This window comes from Micromonospora sp. NPDC048894 (genome assembly GCF_040649765.1).
GTDB lineage: Bacteria > Actinomycetota > Actinomycetes > Mycobacteriales > Micromonosporaceae > Micromonospora > Micromonospora antibiotica.
The window spans coordinates 434,300-453,676 of record NZ_JBEZFY010000004.1 but is presented as its reverse complement, the minus strand read 5'-3'; the positions used below and the strand labels follow the sequence as shown (position 1 = coordinate 453,676).

General features: G+C 73.4%; 18 protein-coding genes. 4 read left to right on the top strand and 14 right to left on the bottom strand.

The genetic code is table 11. From position 1 onward, the window contains the following. Positions 1 to 3 precede the first annotated feature (3 nt). Positions 4 to 1,008: a hypothetical protein gene (locus tag AB0C22_RS11655; RefSeq protein WP_357534787.1), complete on the top strand. Its 1,005-nt coding sequence runs from the start codon at positions 4 to 6 to the stop codon at positions 1,006 to 1,008. A gap of 183 nt (positions 1,009 to 1,191) precedes the next feature. Here the strand turns inward: AB0C22_RS11655 and AB0C22_RS11650 are convergent, their stop codons facing one another. The 8 genes from AB0C22_RS11650 to AB0C22_RS11615 form a co-directional block, all read right to left on the bottom strand. Next, a complete protein-coding gene (locus AB0C22_RS11650) occupies positions 1,192 to 2,550 on the bottom strand; it encodes a hypothetical protein (RefSeq protein WP_357534785.1) in 1,359 nt (452 codons plus the stop codon). A 3-nt stretch (positions 2,551 to 2,553) separates the two neighbouring features. Beyond that, the gene (locus tag AB0C22_RS11645; protein ID WP_357534783.1) at positions 2,554 to 3,939 is read right to left on the bottom strand and encodes an OmpA family protein; all 1,386 of its coding nucleotides are present in this window, start codon (positions 3,937 to 3,939) and stop codon (positions 2,554 to 2,556) included. Next, a complete protein-coding gene (locus AB0C22_RS11640) occupies positions 3,936 to 4,760 on the bottom strand; it encodes a hypothetical protein (protein WP_219467604.1) in 825 nt (274 codons plus the stop codon). The genes AB0C22_RS11645 and AB0C22_RS11640 overlap by 4 nt, the downstream gene beginning before the upstream one ends. A gap of 11 nt (positions 4,761 to 4,771) precedes the next feature. Beyond that, positions 4,772 to 7,087 (bottom strand): hypothetical protein, encoded by a 2,316-nt coding sequence (locus AB0C22_RS11635; protein ID WP_357534780.1) that lies wholly within the window; start codon positions 7,085 to 7,087, stop codon positions 4,772 to 4,774. Next, on the bottom strand, positions 7,084 to 7,902 hold the full coding sequence (locus AB0C22_RS11630; protein ID WP_219467609.1) for a hypothetical protein: 819 nt from the start codon (positions 7,900 to 7,902) through the stop codon (positions 7,084 to 7,086). Before AB0C22_RS11630 ends, AB0C22_RS11635 begins: the two co-directional genes overlap by 4 nt. 84 nt (positions 7,903 to 7,986) lie before the next feature. Continuing rightward, positions 7,987 to 8,691, bottom strand: coding sequence for a Crp/Fnr family transcriptional regulator (locus tag AB0C22_RS11625; protein ID WP_219467611.1), 705 nt, complete (start codon positions 8,689 to 8,691; stop codon positions 7,987 to 7,989). A gap of 42 nt (positions 8,692 to 8,733) precedes the next feature. Next, a complete protein-coding gene (locus AB0C22_RS11620) occupies positions 8,734 to 9,327 on the bottom strand; it encodes a Pycsar system effector family protein (protein ID WP_357534778.1) in 594 nt (197 codons plus the stop codon). 74 nt (positions 9,328 to 9,401) lie between these two features. Then, positions 9,402 to 10,154, bottom strand: coding sequence for a Crp/Fnr family transcriptional regulator (locus AB0C22_RS11615; protein ID WP_219467618.1), 753 nt, complete (start codon positions 10,152 to 10,154; stop codon positions 9,402 to 9,404). Between the two features lie 573 nt (positions 10,155 to 10,727). Here AB0C22_RS11615 and AB0C22_RS11610 point away from each other — a divergent pair. Next, positions 10,728 to 12,050 (top strand): AAA family ATPase, encoded by a 1,323-nt coding sequence (locus AB0C22_RS11610; protein WP_219467620.1) that lies wholly within the window; start codon positions 10,728 to 10,730, stop codon positions 12,048 to 12,050. Between the two features lie 150 nt (positions 12,051 to 12,200). Further along, positions 12,201 to 12,569 carry a globin gene (locus AB0C22_RS11605; RefSeq protein ID WP_219467623.1) on the top strand — a complete coding sequence of 123 codons (369 nt, stop codon included), beginning with the start codon at positions 12,201 to 12,203 and terminating at the stop codon, positions 12,567 to 12,569. 52 nt (positions 12,570 to 12,621) lie between these two features. On the opposite strand, the gene AB0C22_RS11600 is transcribed toward AB0C22_RS11605, so the two are convergent. The 5 genes from AB0C22_RS11600 to AB0C22_RS11580 form a co-directional block, all read right to left on the bottom strand. Then, positions 12,622 to 13,506, bottom strand: coding sequence for a cellulose binding domain-containing protein (locus AB0C22_RS11600; protein WP_219467626.1), 885 nt, complete (start codon positions 13,504 to 13,506; stop codon positions 12,622 to 12,624). Positions 13,507 to 13,670: 164 nt separating this feature from the next. Continuing rightward, a complete protein-coding gene (locus AB0C22_RS11595; RefSeq protein ID WP_357534885.1) occupies positions 13,671 to 14,522 on the bottom strand; it encodes an aldo/keto reductase in 852 nt (283 codons plus the stop codon). 163 nt (positions 14,523 to 14,685) lie between these two features. Next, a complete protein-coding gene (locus tag AB0C22_RS11590) occupies positions 14,686 to 15,882 on the bottom strand; it encodes an endonuclease (RefSeq protein ID WP_357534774.1) in 1,197 nt (398 codons plus the stop codon). A gap of 108 nt (positions 15,883 to 15,990) precedes the next feature. Then, complete coding sequence (locus AB0C22_RS11585) at positions 15,991 to 16,449, bottom strand: Rho termination factor N-terminal domain-containing protein (RefSeq protein WP_357534772.1); 459 nt, start codon at positions 16,447 to 16,449, stop codon at positions 15,991 to 15,993. Next, positions 16,446 to 17,378, bottom strand: a complete 933-nt coding sequence (locus tag AB0C22_RS11580; protein WP_357534770.1) for an AAA family ATPase — start codon at positions 17,376 to 17,378, stop codon at positions 16,446 to 16,448. The genes AB0C22_RS11585 and AB0C22_RS11580 overlap by 4 nt, the downstream gene beginning before the upstream one ends. A gap of 59 nt (positions 17,379 to 17,437) precedes the next feature. Here AB0C22_RS11580 and AB0C22_RS11575 point away from each other — a divergent pair, with 59 nt between their 5' ends. Further along, on the top strand, positions 17,438 to 18,520 hold the full coding sequence (locus tag AB0C22_RS11575) for a hypothetical protein (RefSeq protein ID WP_357534768.1): 1,083 nt from the start codon (positions 17,438 to 17,440) through the stop codon (positions 18,518 to 18,520). Between the two features lie 277 nt (positions 18,521 to 18,797). Here the strand turns inward: AB0C22_RS11575 and AB0C22_RS11570 are convergent, their stop codons facing one another. Continuing rightward, complete coding sequence (locus tag AB0C22_RS11570) at positions 18,798 to 19,361, bottom strand: heme-binding protein (RefSeq protein ID WP_219467641.1); 564 nt, start codon at positions 19,359 to 19,361, stop codon at positions 18,798 to 18,800. Between the last annotated feature and the right edge of the window lie 16 nt (positions 19,362 to 19,377).

Sequence of the window (19,377 nt, the reverse complement as noted above, 5' to 3'; positions counted from 1 at the left end):
GGCATGACATCGAAACTAACCTTCGGCCTGCGTAAACGCGTCGGCGTCGCGGGCGCGGTCGCCGCGCTCGTGACGCCGACTCTGGCCGGGATCGTTCAGCTGCCCGCAACCGCCGACCCCGGCACTGTCGCCCTCCACGGTGTGGCCGTCACCGCAGCCGAGCGGCAGGCGGTGCTGGCGTACTGGACTCCACAGCGGATCGCCGATCTGAAGACCCCGTCGGCGCAGGTGCGGCCGGTGGCGAAGCCGGACGGCGCGCCCTGGACGGGGGCGGAGGCCGTGTCGCGTACCGTCGGCAGGCTCTTCTTCACCGACCACGGCGAGGACGCCAGTTGCACGGCGACGGTGCTGGACAGCGCCAACCGCAGCACGGTGGTGACCGCCGCGCACTGCGTGAACAACACCGACCTGATCGGTGAGGACAACCAGTGGTCGCGCAAAGTGTTGTTCATCCCCGGCTACCGGGACGGCCGTGCGCCGTACGGCAGGTTCGTCGGCCGGCTGTCGGTGGCTCCCTCGACGTGGCTGCTCAACGACCAGATCGAGAGTCTGTACGACTCGTACGACCAGGCGTTCGTGGTGCTCCATCCGAACAGTGACGGACGTCGGGTGCAGGATGCGGTCGGCGCTGCTCAGCGGATCGGCTACGACGTGCCCGGCGCGCGGGTGGTGCACCAGTTCGGCTACCCGCGGGCCAGTTCGGACGATGCCCGCGAGGGGCTGCCGGAGTACACCGGTGAGCGCCTCGCCTACTGCGCGGGCCCGGCGGTGGAGCAGCAGGCGACCGAGGAATGGCCGGAGCCGCCCGGCCAGTGGGGCACCGCGTGCGTGATGGGCGGCGGCTCCAGCGGCGGCCCACGCTTCGCGAACTTCGACCGGCACACCGGCCTCGGCACCGTCGTCGGCGACAACTCCCACGGCTACATCCCGGGGAAGCGTTACCTGGTGGGTCCGCAGTTCAGCACGGCGATCACCCGTCCCCTGTTCCAGAAGGCGCAACACAGCTGATCCGGTGCGGTGGCCGGCCGGCGGGACCGCCGGCAGTGATCCGGATCCCGCACCAGGAGCGCGGCGTTCGGGGGCCGGGGCGGTGGGCGGCGCTGCCGGGTCGGCCCGCCGCCCACGACCGGACGGACCTGTGCCCGCCCCGGTGCCGGCGGGGCGCACCCCCGCCGGCACCGGGAGTCACCGTCAGTGCTGACCGGTGGCCGGACCCCCATCAGTCGGGTCCGGCCAGGGGTCGACGGTGGCGGCGTCGAGTTGCGCGTTGAGCTGCTCGGTCAGGGCCGTCTGCTCCGCGCTGAGCAATTCGGGCCGGTGCCGGTCGAGCAGGTCCTGCGTCACCCGCAGCGTCTCCAGCCGCAGCGACGGGCCGGTGAGCCCCGCGAACAGGGCGCGGGTCGACGCGTCGGTGTCCGCGGAGGTGACGAAGCCGGGGGCGACCATACCGGTGAGCCCGTGCCGGGCCCGCCCCTCGGCGATCTCGGTCCAGGCGTCGGTGACGTGCCGCCAGACGCCGGTCACCGCGTCCTCCACCGCCAGGTGCAGCTCCTGCCAGGCCTTCTCGTGCTTGGCCAGCTGCTTCTCCGATCTGGCCTTGAGTCGGTCGTAGCGTCGCGTGACGTCCCGTCGGCGCAGGCCCACCCGCTTCGCCCGGTCGGCGGCGGGGTTGTGCGCGCCGGCCTTGAACGCGATGGCCGACACGCTGAGCAGCACCAGCAGACCGACCAGCGGCCACTTGAGGTCGGTGTTGAACAGGTGGCTGCCGCGTAGCTTCGCCCACAACGCCAGCACCCCGACCACCAGCGTGGCGAAGCTCACCGGCAGCACCCAGCTCGGCCAGGGCAGCTCGCCCGGCTGCCGCTCCTCGTCCTCCGGGCGCCACATCACGAAGACCCGGCGGAGCAGGATGCGCCATCCCAGCTGTCGCCGCCAGCGCCGCCGTTCGGCCCTGGCCCGGTGCCGGAACAGCGGCACCCCCAGCCAGTAGCCGGCGAGGGTGAGCGCCATGAAGATCCCAGCCCCCGGCAGGAACGCCACCCAGTATTCGACGGACCCGCCGCTGTCGAGGGCGTCGCGGAACGAATCGGCGAGGAAGACCGTGTCGTAGACCGCGCTGAGCAGGATCACCGTCCATACGAACGCCGGATGCTGCCAGCCCGGACGGTACCGCCGGTCCTCGACGCCGTCGGCGGCGTGGTCCGACTCCACCTGTCGTTCCTGGCGTGCCGCCGCGCCGAGTTCCCGCTCGGCGAGCAGCACCTCCAGCCGGTGCAACCCCAGCTTCGCCCGGTGCCAGGCGTCGACCATCCGGTCGCCCGCCGTCTTCAACCGCTGGTGGTACGCCGTCAGCGCCTCCTCCGCGTCAGCCTTGGCCTGGACCAGGCGGGCCGACTCGGTGTGTGACAACTGGTCCGGCCGGTACGGCTCCGGCGTGGCGACCGGCTCGGCGAACCGGTTCGCGCCGAGGGTCAGCAGCGGGGGGCACTGCACTGAGGGGTAGCGGCGGCCGTTGCCGCTGTCGTGGTGGCGTACGAGATTGTCGGTCATCGCTCATCCGCTCTCTGTGCTGATCACGATTTCGACCCTTCGGTTGCGCTGCAGGCAGTCCTCGTCCCAGGCGCCGCCCGGCCGCTGCTCGGTCAGGCAGATCCGGCCGGTCTCCCCGGCGCCCCTGGTGACCGGCGTGGGTAGCCCGAGGCCGTGCAGGACCGCCCCGACCGCTGCGGCCCGGCGTTCGGACAGGTCCTGGTTGTGGCGGTCGCTGCCCCGGGAGTCGGTGTAGCCGACGACCTCGACCCGGGTGACCTTGTCCTCGCCGATCTCCTTCCTGATCTGCCCGAGCCGGGCGATCCCGGCCGGCCCCACCTCGTCGGAGTCGGTGGCGAACAACGCGGCCGACGGCACCGGCCAGACGGTGCCGTCCGGCTCCGGCAGCGGCGGTCCCCCCTCGGGACGGAAACTGACCGGTGGGTCGGTGGGCGACTGGCCGGCCCCGCCCCCCGTCCCCCCGGACCGCACGGGCACCGGGGCGGTGGAGACCTCGCAGGAGGCCGCCTGTGCCGCCGCGCAGAGCCGTCGCCAGTACTGCCGCAGCCAGGCCAGCTGCCCGGTCTCCGGAATCGGCTGGCCCTCGGCGGGATGCCCCACCCCGAGCATCACCAGGTGGTTTCCGGCCAGCTCGGTGGGCCATCCGGCGCGCGCCGGACAGTCCCGGACGGCGGCTTCGATCATTGCCGCCCCACCGGCCGGGGCCCGGCTGAGGTCGGTGCAGCCGACGGTGCCCAACCCGTCCGTGGCGATCACCACCGTCCGGCGGGCCTCGCCGGCGGGGGCAGTCTGTCCACTGGCGACACCCAACGCGCCCAACACGTCGGTGCCGTCGGTACGGGCCGGCATCCGCGCCGCCTGGGTGACCGACCTGTGCAGGCAGGACTTCGTCGCTTCGCGTTCCAGCCGCTGGTTGTTGGGTCGTGTGCTGGTGGGTGCGGTCGCCCGGTCGCGGATCGCCCAGGCGACGGTGGACGCTGAGCCGTCGAAGGCGCCGATGGAGACCACGTCCCCACGGTCGACGGCGGCAGCCACCTGGGCGTCCACCTCCGCCGCCCAGTCCGGTGCCGACCCTGCCCCCCGGGTGGACGCCGAGACGTCCAGCAGCACGGCCGTGCGGCCCACCCCGGTCGGGGCCGGAGACCCGGCGGCGGTCACGCACGGGTCCGGCGGCTCGTCCTCGCCGCCGCATCCGGCACCGAGGCTGAGCGCCGCGACGGTGACCGCCGCCAGCGTGACCCGGCCGAGCGTCGTGCCCCTGCTGTGCCCGCTGCCCCGGCCGGCCTTCCCGACCGGGCCGGACCCGTCGAGCACGCCGAGCACGCCGGGCCCGTCGATGCGGTCGGGGCCGTGGATGCGGTCGGGGCCGTCGGTGGGGTCGGGCCTCATGACTCGGCCCCGGATTCGACCGCCGCGATCGGGAAGCCGCCCTCGTCGAGGTGCATCTGCCGGCGCAGCGTCTGCAGGGCCGCGTCGTAGGCGCTGGCGAACTCGTAGAGGCCGACGTTCTCGTGGTCCTTGCTGGCCTGACGCAGCACGTCGACCAGCTGCACCGCGCTCGCCCGCCGGTGGTTGACCAGGTTGGTGACCACGGCCGAGACGGTCGGATCGGCGAGCTGCGCGGCGTACGCCACCATCGCGTCGTGGCCGAGGGTGTCGAACAGTTGCTGCCAGCGTCGCGCCACCTGCTCGAACCGGTCGGCGCGCAGCAGGGCCAGCGTGGTGTTCGCCTCGACGTCGAGTTTGCGCTGCTCGAACGGCAGCAGGTGGTCACGGACCCGGGGGTCGGGCAGCACCCGCACCTTGGCCCGGCACCGCACCATGCCGGCGGCGCCCCGGTAGCACCACTGCGGGTTGAGCGCCTCCTGGATCGCCTGCTCCGCCTCCACCGACTGGTAGGGCGAGAAGTTCCGCGCCACCTCCCAGATCCGCTCGCGGACGGTGTCCCGGGCGCTGGCGGTGAACTCACCCGCCTCGGCGACGAGGTCGTGGTAGGGCAGGAAGGCGGACCAGACCAGTGTGGTGTGCACCTGGAACTCGTAGACGTCACCCTGGCAGAGCGCGGTCAGCAGGGTGCTGTCGTCGGTCGGTTGGTAGGTGATCTCCTCGTCCCTGGTGACCTGCCCCCGTGGGGTGCCACGGAACCAGTCGACCAGCCGACGCCACAGACTGCGCCGGGCGACGGTACGGCCGGATGTCGGGATGCTCACGGGTTGCCTCCTCAGGCGGGCTGTGACGGATCGGTGGTGGCCCCACCGACGGCGGCGGCGCCGGGCGGGGCGAGCAGGCGGCGGGCGGTGGCCGACTGCCGGGACCAGTCGCGCAGATAGAAGCGGCTGCGTCCGACCAGCCGGCCGACGAACACCGCGGAGAAGAGGGCGACCAGCAGGTCGGCCAGCACCGGGTCCTCGTCGCCCAGCTGCAGCCACATGTGCAGCGTCTTCCAGGACCGGGGGGCGGTGGTCGGGTCGCCGAGCGCACCCCGCCAGAGCGCGGCCAGCTCAGCCGGCTCCGGGGTGAAGCCCTCGACGGCGGTGAGCAGCAGCGGCCACCCCTCGTGGGGGGCCGGACCGGCGAGCCGTCCCAGCAGGGTCATGCCCCGGGCGGCGTGGACCCGCAGCCGGTGCAGGTCCTCGTCGTTCCAGGCGACCAGCGTGCGCCAGGTCTCCTCGGGGGCGACGGGGTAGAGGTCCATCAGCGCCCGCGCCACCGAGGCGCTGCCGTTGAGGTCGTCCCGGCTGGCCAGGGTACGCAGCTCCCGCAGGGTGTCGGCGGGGGCGAGGCGACCGATGCGGGTGCTGTAGACGCGGGCGGCGGTGTCGTGCAGCGCCGGGTTGGCGCTGCGTACCCAACTGAGCACCCGACCCTGGATGCGGGCGACGAGCCGGTCGTCGTACGCCGCGACGTGCAGCGCCCAGGCGGCGGCCTGCCGGCCGGTGCCCCGTTCGTCGGCCGCCCACTGCCGGAGCATCCCGTTGCAGACCTCGTCGAAGTCGTACGTGGCGAGCCAGCCGGTGATCTGTGCGGCCCGCCGCCGGACCTCGTCGCGGCGGGTGAAGACCAGCTCCTCCAACCAGACCAGCAGCGGCAACCGGACGCCGTCGAAGTCGTGCCACACCACGTCGAGGACGTCGAAGAGCAGGCGGGGATCGGCGAGCCGGGCCCGGCGGGGTTGTTCGCCGGTCTCGGCCGCCGCGAGGGGGGACTCGCCGCCCCAGGCGTGCAGCATCTGGTCGACGCCGCCGTCGAACACCACCCGGAGCGGCCGTTCGGCACCGCTCTCCACCGCCTGGAGGATTCCCAGCAACAACTCGCTGGCGTCGAAGACGTCAGCCAACGGGAGGTCGTGCAGGGCCGCGTAGGCGAGCTGGAACGCCTGCCGGCGCGGGGCGGCCTGCGGGTCCTCCAGGACTTTCTCCGCGCTGTCCTGCTTGAGCAGGCGGGCGACGACGTCGCGGCGACGGCGACGCAGTCCGCCCAGGGCGATGCCCAGCTCCTCGTCGGCCCCGCTCCAGCCGGCCAGCGACTGGGCGAGTTCGACGGTCTGCCGGGGGCGGGGGTGCGCGGCCAGCTCGGTGGCGATCCCGTCGTGCGCCACGCACCGGTCGATGAACTTTTCCCAGCAGTCGCCGTCGCACGCGGCGTGGCTGTCGGCGCAGCCCCGCTGCCGCAGCAGCAGCCGCCGCAGGTGCCGCCGGAGCACGTTCTCGGGCGGCGGCGGGGTGTAGTCGACGGTGTGCTGGGCGAGGGTCGGGTCGGCGGTGTCGCCGTGTCCGTCGAGGATCACCACGTAGGCCGAGTCGGTGCGGGCGAGCAACTCGAAGGCACGCAGGGTGCCGATCGTCACCGCCTCGCTGGCCGGCAGCTCCAGCACCGTGCCGTGGTCCTTGAGCAGCAGCCCCTCCTGCCGGGCCAGCTGGGTGAGGGTCACCTCGGGGTCTTCGATGCCGACCACCCGGTCGAGCCCGACGACGTGCCGCAGCATCAGCTCGGCGGTGGTCCGCCGACCGGTGCCGACGCCGCCGCGCAGGACGACGACCCGCTTGTCCCGGAGGCGTTCGAGGGCGTCGTCGAAGCAGGCCACCATCACCGAGGTGTGGTCCGTCTCCAGCAGTTCGGCCCTGGTGCGCTGGGACCGCAGGAGGGTGATCCGACGCCCGTCGGGGAGCTGGATGTTGAAGAGCGTGGCGTGGTCGCCGTAGACGGTCTGCCCGACGTTGGAGAAGACCGGGTCGGGCCCGGTGCCGCCGCGCACCGGGTCGTCGGCGTGGTGCCAGCTCTCGTCCTTGCCGCCGGAGTCGCCGGGGTCGGGCTTCGCGCCGGATGCGCGGATCTGGTTCATCCGGTTGCGGGCGTCGCCTTGCCCGGGGCCGGACGGGTCCGGCGCAGGGGAGCGACCGGGCTGTTCGGCCGGGTCCGGCGCGGCGGCCTCACCGGGGTCGGGCGACGACTTCTCCTCCGTGACGGGGTGGTCCGGCGTGCCGTCGCTCGCCGCGGTGTTCTTCTCGTCGCCGTTGGCGGGCGGGTCGGTGTTCATGCCGATCCTCCTCCCTTGCTGATCGGACCGTGGTTGGTCACGGTCGCGTGGTCGCCGTAGACGATCTGTCCCACGTTGTCGCCCTGCTGGCGGGCGTCGTGGTTGCGGTGGAGGCCGGCGGCCTGCCGGGCCAGGCGGGCCAGGTCCCGTGGGTCGCCGGCCGGCGCGGATGCGGACCGGTCGGGGGTCTGCGCCGTCCCGGGCCCGTCGACCGCCGCGCTGACCGCCGGCGGCGGCTGGGACGGCAGGTGGAGCCAGGCGTTGGCCTGGAACGTCTTGTCGGGCACCACCGCGCGGACGGACCGGAACATCCACGACTCCATGCCGAGGGCGTTGACCGGTACGACCCGGCGGTAGACCTCGTCGGAGACGACCGCCACCACGGGCGCGGCCGGCACCGCGACCGCCGCCTCCCGGCTGGCGCCGCAGTCGCGCAGTCGGGCCGCGTCGACGATCGCGTCGCCGCCCCGGGGCACGCCTGCGGTGTCGACGCTCACGTCTCCGCAGTCGATGCCGACCCGCAGCCGGAGCAGGTGGTCGGGGTGCTTGTTGCGGTTGTGGTCGAGGATCTCCTGTCGCAGCTGGGGCAGCAGACCGGCGAGGACCCAGGCGATCGGCACGTCGGCCGGAACGAGGATGAGTTCCCCGTCGCCGCGTTCGCGACGGATCCAGCGGCCCGGGTAGGGGCACCGGTGCTCGATCCGGCCGACTATCTGCTCCACCGTGGTCGCCAGATCGGACTGACGCGGGTATCCGCCCGCGCTGGAATTGACGATGTCCAACGAGACGACGGTCCAGTGTCGTGGAAGTTCCATGGCGATTGTTCGTCCTTTTCTACTGAGGGGTGGGTCGGTTTCGACTCTGCGGCGGGAATTGTGAAACCGGCTAGTTGATCTACATCAGGTGATGGGGTCGGCCGCCGAATCGGCGAACCGTCCCAACCCGACCTCGTCGACGATCACGATCGAGCCGTGCCGGGTCACCAGCAGGCCCAGGTGCGCCAACCGGCGCAACGCCCGGTGCACCGAGATCTGCGACGCGCCGACCAGTTGGGCCAGCTCCCGTTGGGTGGTGGGGGCGACCAGTTCGTCGTCCACCAGGACCGTCAGATCGGCCAGCACGGCGGCGACCCGGGTGGTCGTGTCGAACGACGCGGTGACGGTCCGCTTGTCGGCCGCCCGGAGCCGATCGGCCAGCAACCGGGCGAAGGACCGGTGTGCCGTCGGATGCCGCCGCAGGTAGTCGTCGAACGCCTCGGCCGGGATGCGGCGGACCACCACCGGCCCGACGGCGACCACCGAGGCCGACCGGGGGCCGTCGTCGAGATAGGACAGCTCACCGACCAGGTCACCGGCGAACCGCAGCGCGATCCCCCGCGGCCCCTGTCGGCTGCCCTCGACCATGATCCGGGCCTGTCCGGTGGTCAGCAGCAGCAGGTGGCGACCCCGGTCGCCCTGCCGCAACAGGGCGTGCGCGGACGGGAACTCCTGCCGCCCGCCGATGCGCAGCAGGGCGGCCCGGTCGGCATCGGACAGCCGGCCGGCGAAACTCGTCCGCGACCACCAGGTGGACGTCCTGTTCGGTTCCTCGGTGTGGGAAGCCACCGGTCTCTCCTCTCCTCGGTCGGTCAGGTGTCGACGGGTCGGTCAGAGCAGCGCTAGCGCGACCAGGGCGGCGGCGAGCGCGATGAGCACCGTCCCGATGCGGACCCAGCGGTACTTGGTCATCACCAGCCGGCTGAGCCAGCAGAGCTGCGAGATCAGGCCGGGCATGGTGTCCTGTGCGGCCCGCTCGACGTACCGGCGGACCAGTGCCGGGTCGCGCAGCCGGTACACGTGCCCGAAGTACGCGACCTGCCGCACCTCGGCGGCGCCCGCCGTCCTCGGCAACAACGCCATGGCCAGGGCGAACAGGGCAACCGCGGCGCAGGCGCAACCCGACCACCAGGCCCAGGCCGCCGCACCGGTCAACCGCCCCGGCGACCAGCGGGTGCCGGTCAGCACGGTCAGCATCGCCAGCACGACGCCGCCCGACATGGTCAGCCACTGCGACGCCTTCGCGTCCGCCCGCCGCAGCTCGTCGCGGGCCTCGGCGATCAGCCGCTCCGCCAGCCGCAGCGCCGCCTGCCGGTCCCCCTCCGGCCGGCCGGGACGGTCGACGCCCCCGCCCGGGGCGGCGACGGCGGCGCGTACCCGTCGGTGCAGGACGCGGTCGTTGGGGACACGGGCTGCTCGGTACATGGGACTCCTCGGAACCGCAGGACTGCCGTCCCGATGAGGGTCCCGAAATCGGGCCCTGCGCTCGATGTCGAGCCCTACGGCTCGGATGTCGACATCGACACAGAACCGGCCAGGGACCGCAGCAGCTCCGGCTGCACCACCACGATCCGTCGCCGTCGGGTGAGCAGCACCTGCCGGTGCCGCAGCACCCGCAGCGTCCGGGCCACCACCTCCCGGGACACCCCGACGGACGCGGCGAGGTCCTGCTGGGTCAGCGGCAGGTCGAGCGCGATCCCCTCCGGCGTCGGCACACCGTGCCTGTCCAGTAGTTCCACCAGCAGGACGACCAGCCGGTGGTCGCCGTTGCTGGACCCGTACTCGACCCGCCGGCCGTCGGCCTCACGCAGGCTGGAGGCCAGGTGACGCAGCAGCGACAGGGCGACCTCGGGGTTGTCGGCCAGACAGCGGTGCAACCGTTCGGCGGTCAGCACCACGGCCCGGATGGGCGACAACCCGGTGACGGTGGCCAGCCGGGGCCGGGCGTCCACAGCGGACAGTTCACCGAGGATGTCGCCCGGTCCCCGGATGGCCAGCAGCGCCTCCCAACCCTGCCGTGAGGTGGAGGTGACCTTGACCCAGCCCTGCTCGATCAGCACCACGTGCCGGGACGGGTCGCCCTGGTGGAACAGCGTGGCGTTGGCCGGGTAGTCGTGCCGGGTGCCGGCCTGGGCCAGGGCGTCGCGGGCGTCGGCCGAGAGGCCGCCGAGAAAGCTGCCGGTCGGAGGGGAATGGGCGGGAACTGCGGCCGGGTCGCTGCTGGCAGAGTCGCTCCGAGAACGAGATGTCATGGGGAACGCTCTCCTCTTCGTGAATCGCGTGCTCCGCCTCGCCCGTCGACGTTGAATCGGGCAGTCCCGTGCACAGGACGCGGGGTGTGGTTCAGGTCCCGGGGCGGAAGAACGGGAAGGCGTCCTTTCTATCGTTGCCGTCAATAGCCTGTGATCCGCCGAATGGGTAAGCGGAGGTGCGAAAGGGCGACCGCCGGTGGCATCTGTTCGGGGGCGGATCACACCGTTCGTGCCGCCGACGCCGACGTCGTCGCCGACCTCGGCGTCGCCCGGTGGGCGGACCGGAACAGTCCCGACGACACCGGCAGATCTGTCGACGTCGCTGGAATCGTGGAGAACGCGCCGGTCAGCCGGTCGCGCCGGGCCGGTGGCGTCCCGGTCGGCGGCCCGGGTCCGGCCCGTCGCACCGGCCGCCGCCGGGAGCAGCCACGTCACCCCACCGGCCTTTCCGACGCCGTGTCGGACACCGGACAAAACCGCCGTGTCGGAAAGGACCGTCCAACGCTGGCGGTCCGACCGGCCGGCCGGACCCCTGCCGGTAGGGTCCAGACTCAGCAGGCAGGAGGGGAGCCGATGATCGGGCTTGAGGTGCCGCCCGCCGTCGAGGCGGAACAGGTCGTCGCGGCCGTCCTGGCCGACCTGCGCGCAGGCGACCACCGGGGCGTGGTGGTCGACTCCCCGCCCGGGGCCGGCAAGTCGACCCTCGTGGTGCGGGCCGCCGTCGAGCTGGCCGTCGCCGGTGAGCCGCTGATGATCGTGGCGCAGACCAACGAGCAGGTCGACGACCTCATCGACCGGCTCGCCACCAAAGCCCCCGAGCTGCGCATCGGCCGGCTGTCGGCGACCGACTACCGGCCGTCGGAGCGGGTCCGGGGCCACGACACGGTCCGGGTCGCGTCGAAGGTCGCCGACCTGGGCGACCCGGCCGTCACCATCGGTACGGCGGCGAAGTGGGCCACGGTCACCACGGGTCAGTGGCCGTGGGCGATCGTCGACGAGGCGTACCAGATGCGGTCGGACGCGCTGCTGCGGGTGGCCGGGAGGTTCGAGCGGGCGCTGTTCGTCGGTGACCCCGGGCAGCTCGACCCGTTCTCCACCGTCGAGACGCTGCGCTGGACGGGCCTGAGCTGGGACCCGATGCAGGCGGCGGTGGCGGTGCTGCTGCGGCACAACCCGCAGCTGCCCGTGCACCGGCTGCCCGTGTCCTGGCGGCTACCGGCGTCGGCGGCCCCGGTGGTCGCGGCGGCGTTCTACCCGTTCACCGGGTTCCGTGCCGGCACCGGCCCGGCCGACCGGGCGTTGACGCTGACCCGGCCCGGGCCTGGCGACGCGCTCGACGCGGCGGTGGAGCTGGCCGTCGGCACCGGCTGGGCGTTGCACGAGCTGCCGGCCCGGCACACCCTGCGTACCGACGCTGAGGCCGCCGCGGCGTGCGCCGCGCTCGCCCTGCGCGTGCTGCACCGGGGCGCGGTCGCGGTCTCCGAGCACGCGCCGGCCGGCACGCCGGTCACCGCCGACCGGATCGCCGTCGGCGCCGCGCACCGCGACCAGGCCGCCGCGATCCGTGCCCACCTCGGCCCGGAAGGGGCGGGCATCACCGTGGACACCGCCAACCGGCTCCAGGGCCGCGAGTACGACGTGACGATCGTGCTGCACCCGCTCTCCGGCCGGCGGGACGCGACGAACTTCCACCTGGAGTCCGGTCGGCTGTGCGTGCTGACCTCCCGGCACCGGCACGCCTGCATCGTGGTGGCCCGCGCCGGCATCGGTGAGCTGCTCGACGCCCACCCGTCGACGGAGTCGGTGCACCTGGACGTGCCGGTGAAGTTCCCCGACGGCTGGGCCGCCAACCAGACCACCCTGGCGTTCCTGGCGGACCACCGGGCGTCGACCTGAACCCGATGCGGTGCGCGCCGGGGTCGGGGCCGGTCTCGCCGGTGGTGACGACGCCCGACGGGACCGCTCCGGCCAGGTGACGACGCCGGCTGAAGTGGTCATGCCTGCCGGGGATGAACTGAGCGTGCGCCGTGATCCGTACTGACGGGTGTGCGGACGACGGAGTTGGTCACCTGCCCCCGGAACGCGTTCGACTGGCTCGGCCCGGCCGGCGTACGGGCGGTGGTGATCCGCTGGCTGCGCCTGGTCGCGTCGGACGCCGAGCTGGCGCCGTACCTGATCGGGCTGGACCGGCCCTGGCTCGCCCGCCGGTTGACCGCCCTGCTGGCCGTGGCCCTCGGCGACCCCGGCGGGGACGGTGGGCGGGCGGCCGGCGGGGCGTGGCGGCGGCTCGGGTTGACCGACGAGCAGCACTGGCGGGTGCTGGACTACCTGGCCGCCGTGCTCTGCGGCCTCGGCCTGCCGGTCGACACGGTCGTCGCGGCCCAGCGCGCCGTCGCCGGCGACGCCCATGCGTGACGCGTGCCGACGGCGAACGGCCGTCGGCGGGCAACCTCACGCCTGACGGCGGTCAGCCCCAGTTGTCGCCGTACTCGCGGACCCCGTCGACGTCGAGGGTGATCCGGCTGTTGGGGGTCCACGCGCCGGTGGCCGCCTGCCAGCTCGGGTCGTCGCGTTCGTCGATCGCCGTCCAGTTCGGCCGGTGCAGCCGGAGCTGGATCGGCCCGGAGGAGGCCCCGGGGGCGAGGACGCCGGTGGTGAAGGTCAGCTCCACCCAGCCGGGGAAGGGGGTGCCGGGCACCGGGTAGACGGTCGGGGTCGGCGTCGGGCCGGGACCGGGCGGCGGCGCGGGCGGCGGAAAATACTGGAGGGTACGGCGGATGGTGGCGCAGCCCAGCGTCGCCCAGTCGCACTCGCTGCTCAGCGCCGCGTTGCCGTTCTCGAAGCGCAGGTGGTAGCGGACCCGCACGGTGGTCAGGTCCAGTGGTGCGGTGCCGGTGTTGGTGACGGCGAGCCGGAACTGGGCCTGGTTGTCGGTGGGTGCCCAGTCGAGGTTGAGGTAGTCGACCTTCGCCCGCCCGTACGCGGTGCGCACGGTGGTGACCGCCGAGGTGTCGGAGTAGCCGCCGACGGCGTACGCCTGGAGGGCGATCCGGTAGTCGGTGCCCGGGGCGAGGTCGGTGAGGGTGACGGCGTTGGTCTCCGTGCTGCCCAGTCCCCGGTAGGCGTTCGGCCCGATCGGCGAGCGCACGTCGTAGGTGATCGGGCCGCCCGGCTCGCCCTTCCACGTCGACGGGGTCCAGGTCAGACTCAGCCGGTGCGGGTCGTTGGCGACCACCACCGGTGCGCCGGGGGTGGTCAGCGCCGGGGTGTCGTCGGCGCGGGCGGCGCTGACCGCGACCAGGCTGACGAGCGCGGCGACGGTGGCGGTGGCGGTGACACGACGGGCACGCATAGCCCGGATGGTACGGACTGGCATGCACGTCCATCAATGCAGAGGTTGATGGCTGATTCGTTTCCCCGTTCGGCTGGGCGGGCGGGCGGGCGGACGCGACGGAGCGGGACCCGTGACCGGGTCCCGCTCCGTGGGTCGCGCCGCGCCGCGGCGGCCGGTGCCGCTCAGGCGGGGATGTAGTCGAACTCGTCCGGGTTCGGGCCGGTCCGGCCCGACTCGCCCCGGTCCAGCCCGCTGAGCCGCTCCATCGCCGTGTCGTCCAGGGTGAAGTCGAAGATCCGGAAGTTCTCCTCGATCCGCTTCGGGGTGGTCGACTTCGGGAAGACGATGTCGCCGCGCTGCACGTGCCAGCGCAGCACCACCTGGGCGGGGGTGCGCCCCACCTGCTCGGCGACGTCGACGATCGCCGGGTCGTCGAGCACCCGGCCCTGGGCGATCGGCGACCACGCCTCGGTGAGGATGTTGTGCTCGCTGCCGTACGCGCGCACCTGCTCGTTGGTGAGGTACGGGTGCACCTCGATCTGGTTGACCGCCGGCACCACGTCCGCCTCGGCGGCCAGCCGCTCCAGGTGCGGCACCTGGAAGTTCGACACCCCGATCGAGCGGGCCCGGCCGTCGCGCTGGAACTCCTCCAACGTCTTCCAGGTGGAGACGAAGTCGCCGTCGTAGCGGGTCGGCAACGGCCAGTGGATGAGGAACAGGTCGACGTAGTCCATCTTCAGCGCGGACAGCGTCGACTCGAACGCCCTGCGGGCGTCCTCGGGGCGGTGGAAGCCGTTGTTCAGCTTGCTGGTCACGAAGACCTCGCCCCGGTCCAGCCCGGAGGCGCGGACCGCCTCGCCGACCTCCGCCTCGTTGCCGTACATCTGGGCGGTGTCGATGTGCCGGTAGCCGATCTCCAGCGCCCGGCGCACCGCCTCGGCGGTGTCCTTCGGCTCGATCTGGTAGACCCCGAAGCCGAGCTGCGGGATGGTGTTGCCGTCGTTGAGGCTGATGTCGGGAACGGTGTGCGCCATGTCGGCTGTCTCTCCCATCGTCGTGTTCGCCCGGTTCGGCGCGTCGGTCGGCCGCCGGACCGCAGCCCGCACGCCCGCCGGGCGGGTGTGTCACGACGAGGGTGTACCCGGTCGGGCCAAGTCCTCACGGCCCGACCGGGGTGATCTGCGACAACCGGACCGTTCAGCCCCAGATCGCGGTGGCCCACTCCGGGTGGTCGACGAACGGGTTGCGGTTGCCCTGCCAGCGCTCGTAGATGCGCTGGTTGCGGCGCTGTTCGAAGGCGTCGGGCGGGTCCTGCCGGTGCCACTGGAGCAGCACCGGCAGCCGGCCCAGGTAGGGTGCGCTGCCGTTGGTGACGGAGTTGTTCATCTCCAGGTTCGGCCAGCCGTCGTCACCCTCGTACCGGATCGCCATATACATGATCATGCGGGCGACGTCGCCCTTGACCGCGTTGCGGGGCTCGAACGAGTCGGCGTCGGTGTAGCTGCCGGCGGCCTCGGCGACCGCGCTGCCACCGGTGTCGAAGTCCTTGTTGCCGCGCGCGGAGTTGACCGTCACGTCCTCCGGCCGCAGGTGGTGCACGTCGGTGCCCGGCCCGGTGGCGGTGCCGAAGTCACCGTGCGACTTGGCCCAGACGTGTTCCCGGTTCCAGTCGTTGGCCCCGCCGCCGTTGCTGCTCTTGCTCTGCGACCGTCCGCTGTAGAGCAGGATGACGTTGTTGGCGTTCGCCGGGTCCTGGTCGGTGTCCTTCAACGCCTCCCACACCTGGTCGTAGTTGAGCTTCGTCTGGGTCTTGATGATGGTGTGCAGGGAGGTGCGCAGCGCGCTGCCGCTCTTGCCGACCGCGCTGGCGTAGTACGTCGAGTCGTACGGCCCGGTGGAGCCGGTGGGCGCGGGGGTGGGGGAGGCGCTCGCGGTGGGCGTCGGTGTGCCGCCGCCACCGACGCTCATCGCGGTCGGGCTCTTCAACCCCCCGTGACTGAAGTACGCGGTCAGCGTCCCGGTCGCGGTGACCTGCCGGCCCCGCAGCGACGGGTTGGTCAACAGCCCGAACGTGCTGCGGTAGTCGGCGGTGATCTGGACGTAGAGCATCCGGCTGGTGCCGGTCTCGGTGGCCGTGTCGGCCAGGGCGATGGCGGTGTCGGCGGTGTAGCCGGAGGTGAGCACCGTGCTGGTGGCGGTCGGCTGGCCGATCACGTAGCCGGTGACCGTGGCGGTCCGGCCGTCCTGGGTGGCGAGGGCCTGCGCCACGGTCGACGTGGCCGCCGCGGACGCCGACGTGGCGGACACCGCCACCGGGACCGCCAGGGTGACGACGGCGATGAGCGCGGCGATCAGCCGCCCGGGTCGCGGGCGGGTGCTGCTCTTCATATCCATGCCCGGCGATGTTATCGGCCGGAACCCGACCGGCGGGAGGTCGACGAGGTGAATTCCCGGCCACCGCGAACCGCTACGCGGCGGGGTCCCGCCCGGCGGGCAACCCGCTCAGCGGGCACGGACGGCGGCGGAGGCGACGCGGAAACCGATGGTCCGCTCGACCAGCCGTTCCACCAGCTCCGCCTTGCGCAGGCCGCCCACCCCGCGCAACCCGAGGCGGGCGGCCAGCGCCCGCAGGTCCCGGATCGACCAGGGCGTCAGGTACGCCGTACCGTCCCCGCGTCGTGCCATGGCGTCGAGCGCGGCCGACGCGGCGTCCAGGTCGACGCCCGACGGGGCGGGCTGCACCGGCGCGGTCGGCGACAGCGGCGTCGGGGCGGCCGGCCGGTCCGACGGGCCGTCGGCCGGTGCCGCCAGGTCGCCGGCCGGCGTCACCGGGACGACGGCCAGCCGGGCCCGGCCCTGCGCCAGCGCGGCCACGTCGGCGGCCGACAGCCCGGCCAGCAGCTCACCCACCCGGGCCAGCACCCCGGCCGCCAGGTCCCCGCCGGGTGACGTCCCGGTCACACCGTCACCGCACGGGGTTGCAGATGGGCGATGAACTCCGTGGTGATCTGCCGCAGCTCCTCCTGCACCACCGGCGAGGTGACCCGGTGCCGCAGCACCACCGGCACCCCGCGCGGGGTGTTCCCGGCGAACAGGGTGATGTTCTCCCGCAGCGCGGTGGGAAAGACCGGCAGCCCCAGGGCGCGTACCTGATCCAGGTAGCCCTGGTGGGCGGCGATGGGCCGCTGCGCGGTCAGCTGGATCATGGTGAAGACCACCCCGGCGATGTCCGGTGCCACCTTGTGGTGCCGGCGGCTGGTGGCGAACCGGCGGGCGTCGGCGTTGTAGCGGTCGACCAGCTCCCGGACGCTGCCGCAGAGGTGGTCGATGCCGAGGGTGGACAGGTAGTCGGCCTTCGCCGGGATGAGCAGGTGGTCGCTGGCGATGACGGCGGACTGGGTGACCACGTTGAAGTTCGGCGGGCAGTCGATCAGCACCAGGTCGTAGCCGTCGAGCGCCGCGTCGTGCAGCCCCTCGGCCAGCGCGCCCCGGACCCGGAACAGCTCCCGGTCGTAGTCCTCCCCGTCGGCCACGCCCCGGGCCAGCGCCAGGTCGATGTCGGCCAGCCCGAGGTGCGAGGCGATCAGGTCCAGCCGGCCGGCCCCGGTCAGGTGCGCGTTGGCCGGGCCGGGGGAGACCACCAAATCACCCAGCGTAACCGCCGGGGTGTCCCCGCGTAGCCCGTCGTACCAGCGTTTCACGGTGCGGCCGTCGCGCAGCCGCTCCCGCCAGTCGTCCGGGTCGTAGAAGCTGAACGTCAGGCTGGTCTGCGGATCGAGGTCGATCAGCAGCACCTTCATCCCCCGGTTCGCCAGTTCGGCACCGAGGTTGGCGGTCACGGTGGTCTTGCCCACCCCGCCCTTGTAGTTGATCACGGACACGACGTACACCGGCGGCACCTCCCCAGAGGGGGAACCGTAACCGCCCGGATGTCGTCTGACCATCCATGATGCCCACCCCGCCCGGTCACGCTCCGCGACCGGCCATCCGGCTCGCCGCCGTCGGCACCGGGCTCGCCGGCGTGGCCGTGGTCTGCTGGGCGGTCGGGATGACCCGCTGGCAACCGCTCACCGAACCGGCCGGCCCGTGGTCGGAACGACTCCCCGGCGCGCACACCTACTGGGCCCGTGACCTGCGTTTCCTGACACTGGTGGCGGTCGTGTCCGGGCTGGTGCTGGCCGGAGGCGGCCGACGGTCCTGGGCCCTGCCGGCCGTGCTGCTCGGCGGCGCCGCGCTGGTCGCCGACGTCGCCGTCGACCGGGCCGACCCCACCGGCCCCGGCGCGACCGCGCTGCTGGTCGCCGCCGGCTGGCTGGCCGTCGCCAGCACCGCCGCCCTTGGCGTACGCCGGGACGCGGCGACCGGTGTGGACGGTCCGATCCACCGCGCGGGCGTGGCCGGCCGGGACCGGAGGGTGCTGACCGGGATGGCCGGTGTGACGGCGGTGTCGGCGCTGGTCGCCGTACTGACCCGGTCGCCGACCGACCGGGAGCCCGCGCTCGGCCCGGCCACCCTGGTGACCGGCCTGCTCCTGCTGACGTTGACCGTGGCGGGCGCGCTGGCCGCCGCCCCCGACCGCGATCGGGCCCGGATCACGTTGGCGGTCGGGTCGGCAGTCGTCGGTGGGATCGGCCTACCGCTGGTCCGCCTGGTCGGACCGGGGGACCGGCTCGTCGCGGCCGCGCTGCTCGGCGCGGTGCTGCTCGTGGGGGTGACACTGCTGGTCCGGCCCTGGCCGGGTGGTCGACCGGCGTGGTGGTGGCACGCGCGGTTCGTCCCGTTCGCACTTGTCGTACCCTCGGCGCTGCTGTTCGTCGCGGTGTTGGTCAGCGCGGCTCTGAGCGTCGGGGCGCCGTGGACCGCGCTTGCCGGCAACAGTCCGATCGCCGGTGGGGACCGGGACGTCCTCCCCGCGCTCGCCGGGCTGCTCGCCGGGCTCGGCACCGCACTTCTGCTGACCCGACCGACCGTCCTGGGTCACGACCGGCCCGCCCCGGACGTCGCGGCGGTTCGGGTGGCCGACGCCGGTTGACCGGAACGACGGGCGTAGCCGGCCGGATCCGTCCGCCGTCCGGCCGAAGGTCCGGTGTGGAGACCCTCGGGTACGAGGCTGAGAGCACGGCGATCACCTACAGTGATTGCCTGTCCACTGCCGCCGCGTCGAACGGGGACCGTGATCGCCTCGGTCGGCACCTCCGGGACGGCAGGCGTCCCGGGGCAGCGTCACCGGCAGGGTTCGCCGGCCGGCACGTCGTCCCCGCCGCCCGGAGCACAGCGACGGTAACCCCGTCGAGGGGCGCGGGCGGCGGTCACTCGACGACCGGCAGCACCACCTCGTTGTGCCGCAGGAACCACGGCTTCCACGGCGGGTCGAACCGGGCGTACCGGATCGCCCCCGACGGGGTCAGCCCGGCGTCGGTGACGGCCCGGCCCAGCGCGGTGGCCCGCTGATCGAAGGCCCGGTCGGTCCACCGCCCGGCGAACCGGACCGCTGCGGCCAACTGCTCCGGGATCTCCCGGACGGTGATCCGGGGGTCCTCCGGTTCGGGCACGGTGGCCGGGCTGAGTCGCGCCGGCAGCACGAACCACACCCGCCAGGCCCCGGGCCGGTCGCCCTCCTCCTGGACCACCGGCGCGGTCATCGCGATCTGCTCGGAGCCGGTCGCCGCCTGGACCACCGGCCCGTTCGTGCCCATCCGGCGGCGGGACCGGTTGGCCCCGGACAGATACGCCGCCAGCGGCCGGAACGCGGCGGTGCCGGCGGCGGCGAACCCACCGTCGATGCGCAGTTCGGCGACCAGGTGGGCCGGGTACCGGCGCAGCTCGAAGCCGGGGTGCCGGCCCAGCACCCGGTACGGCTGCCGCTCGGTCATCGGACACGCTCCCGGT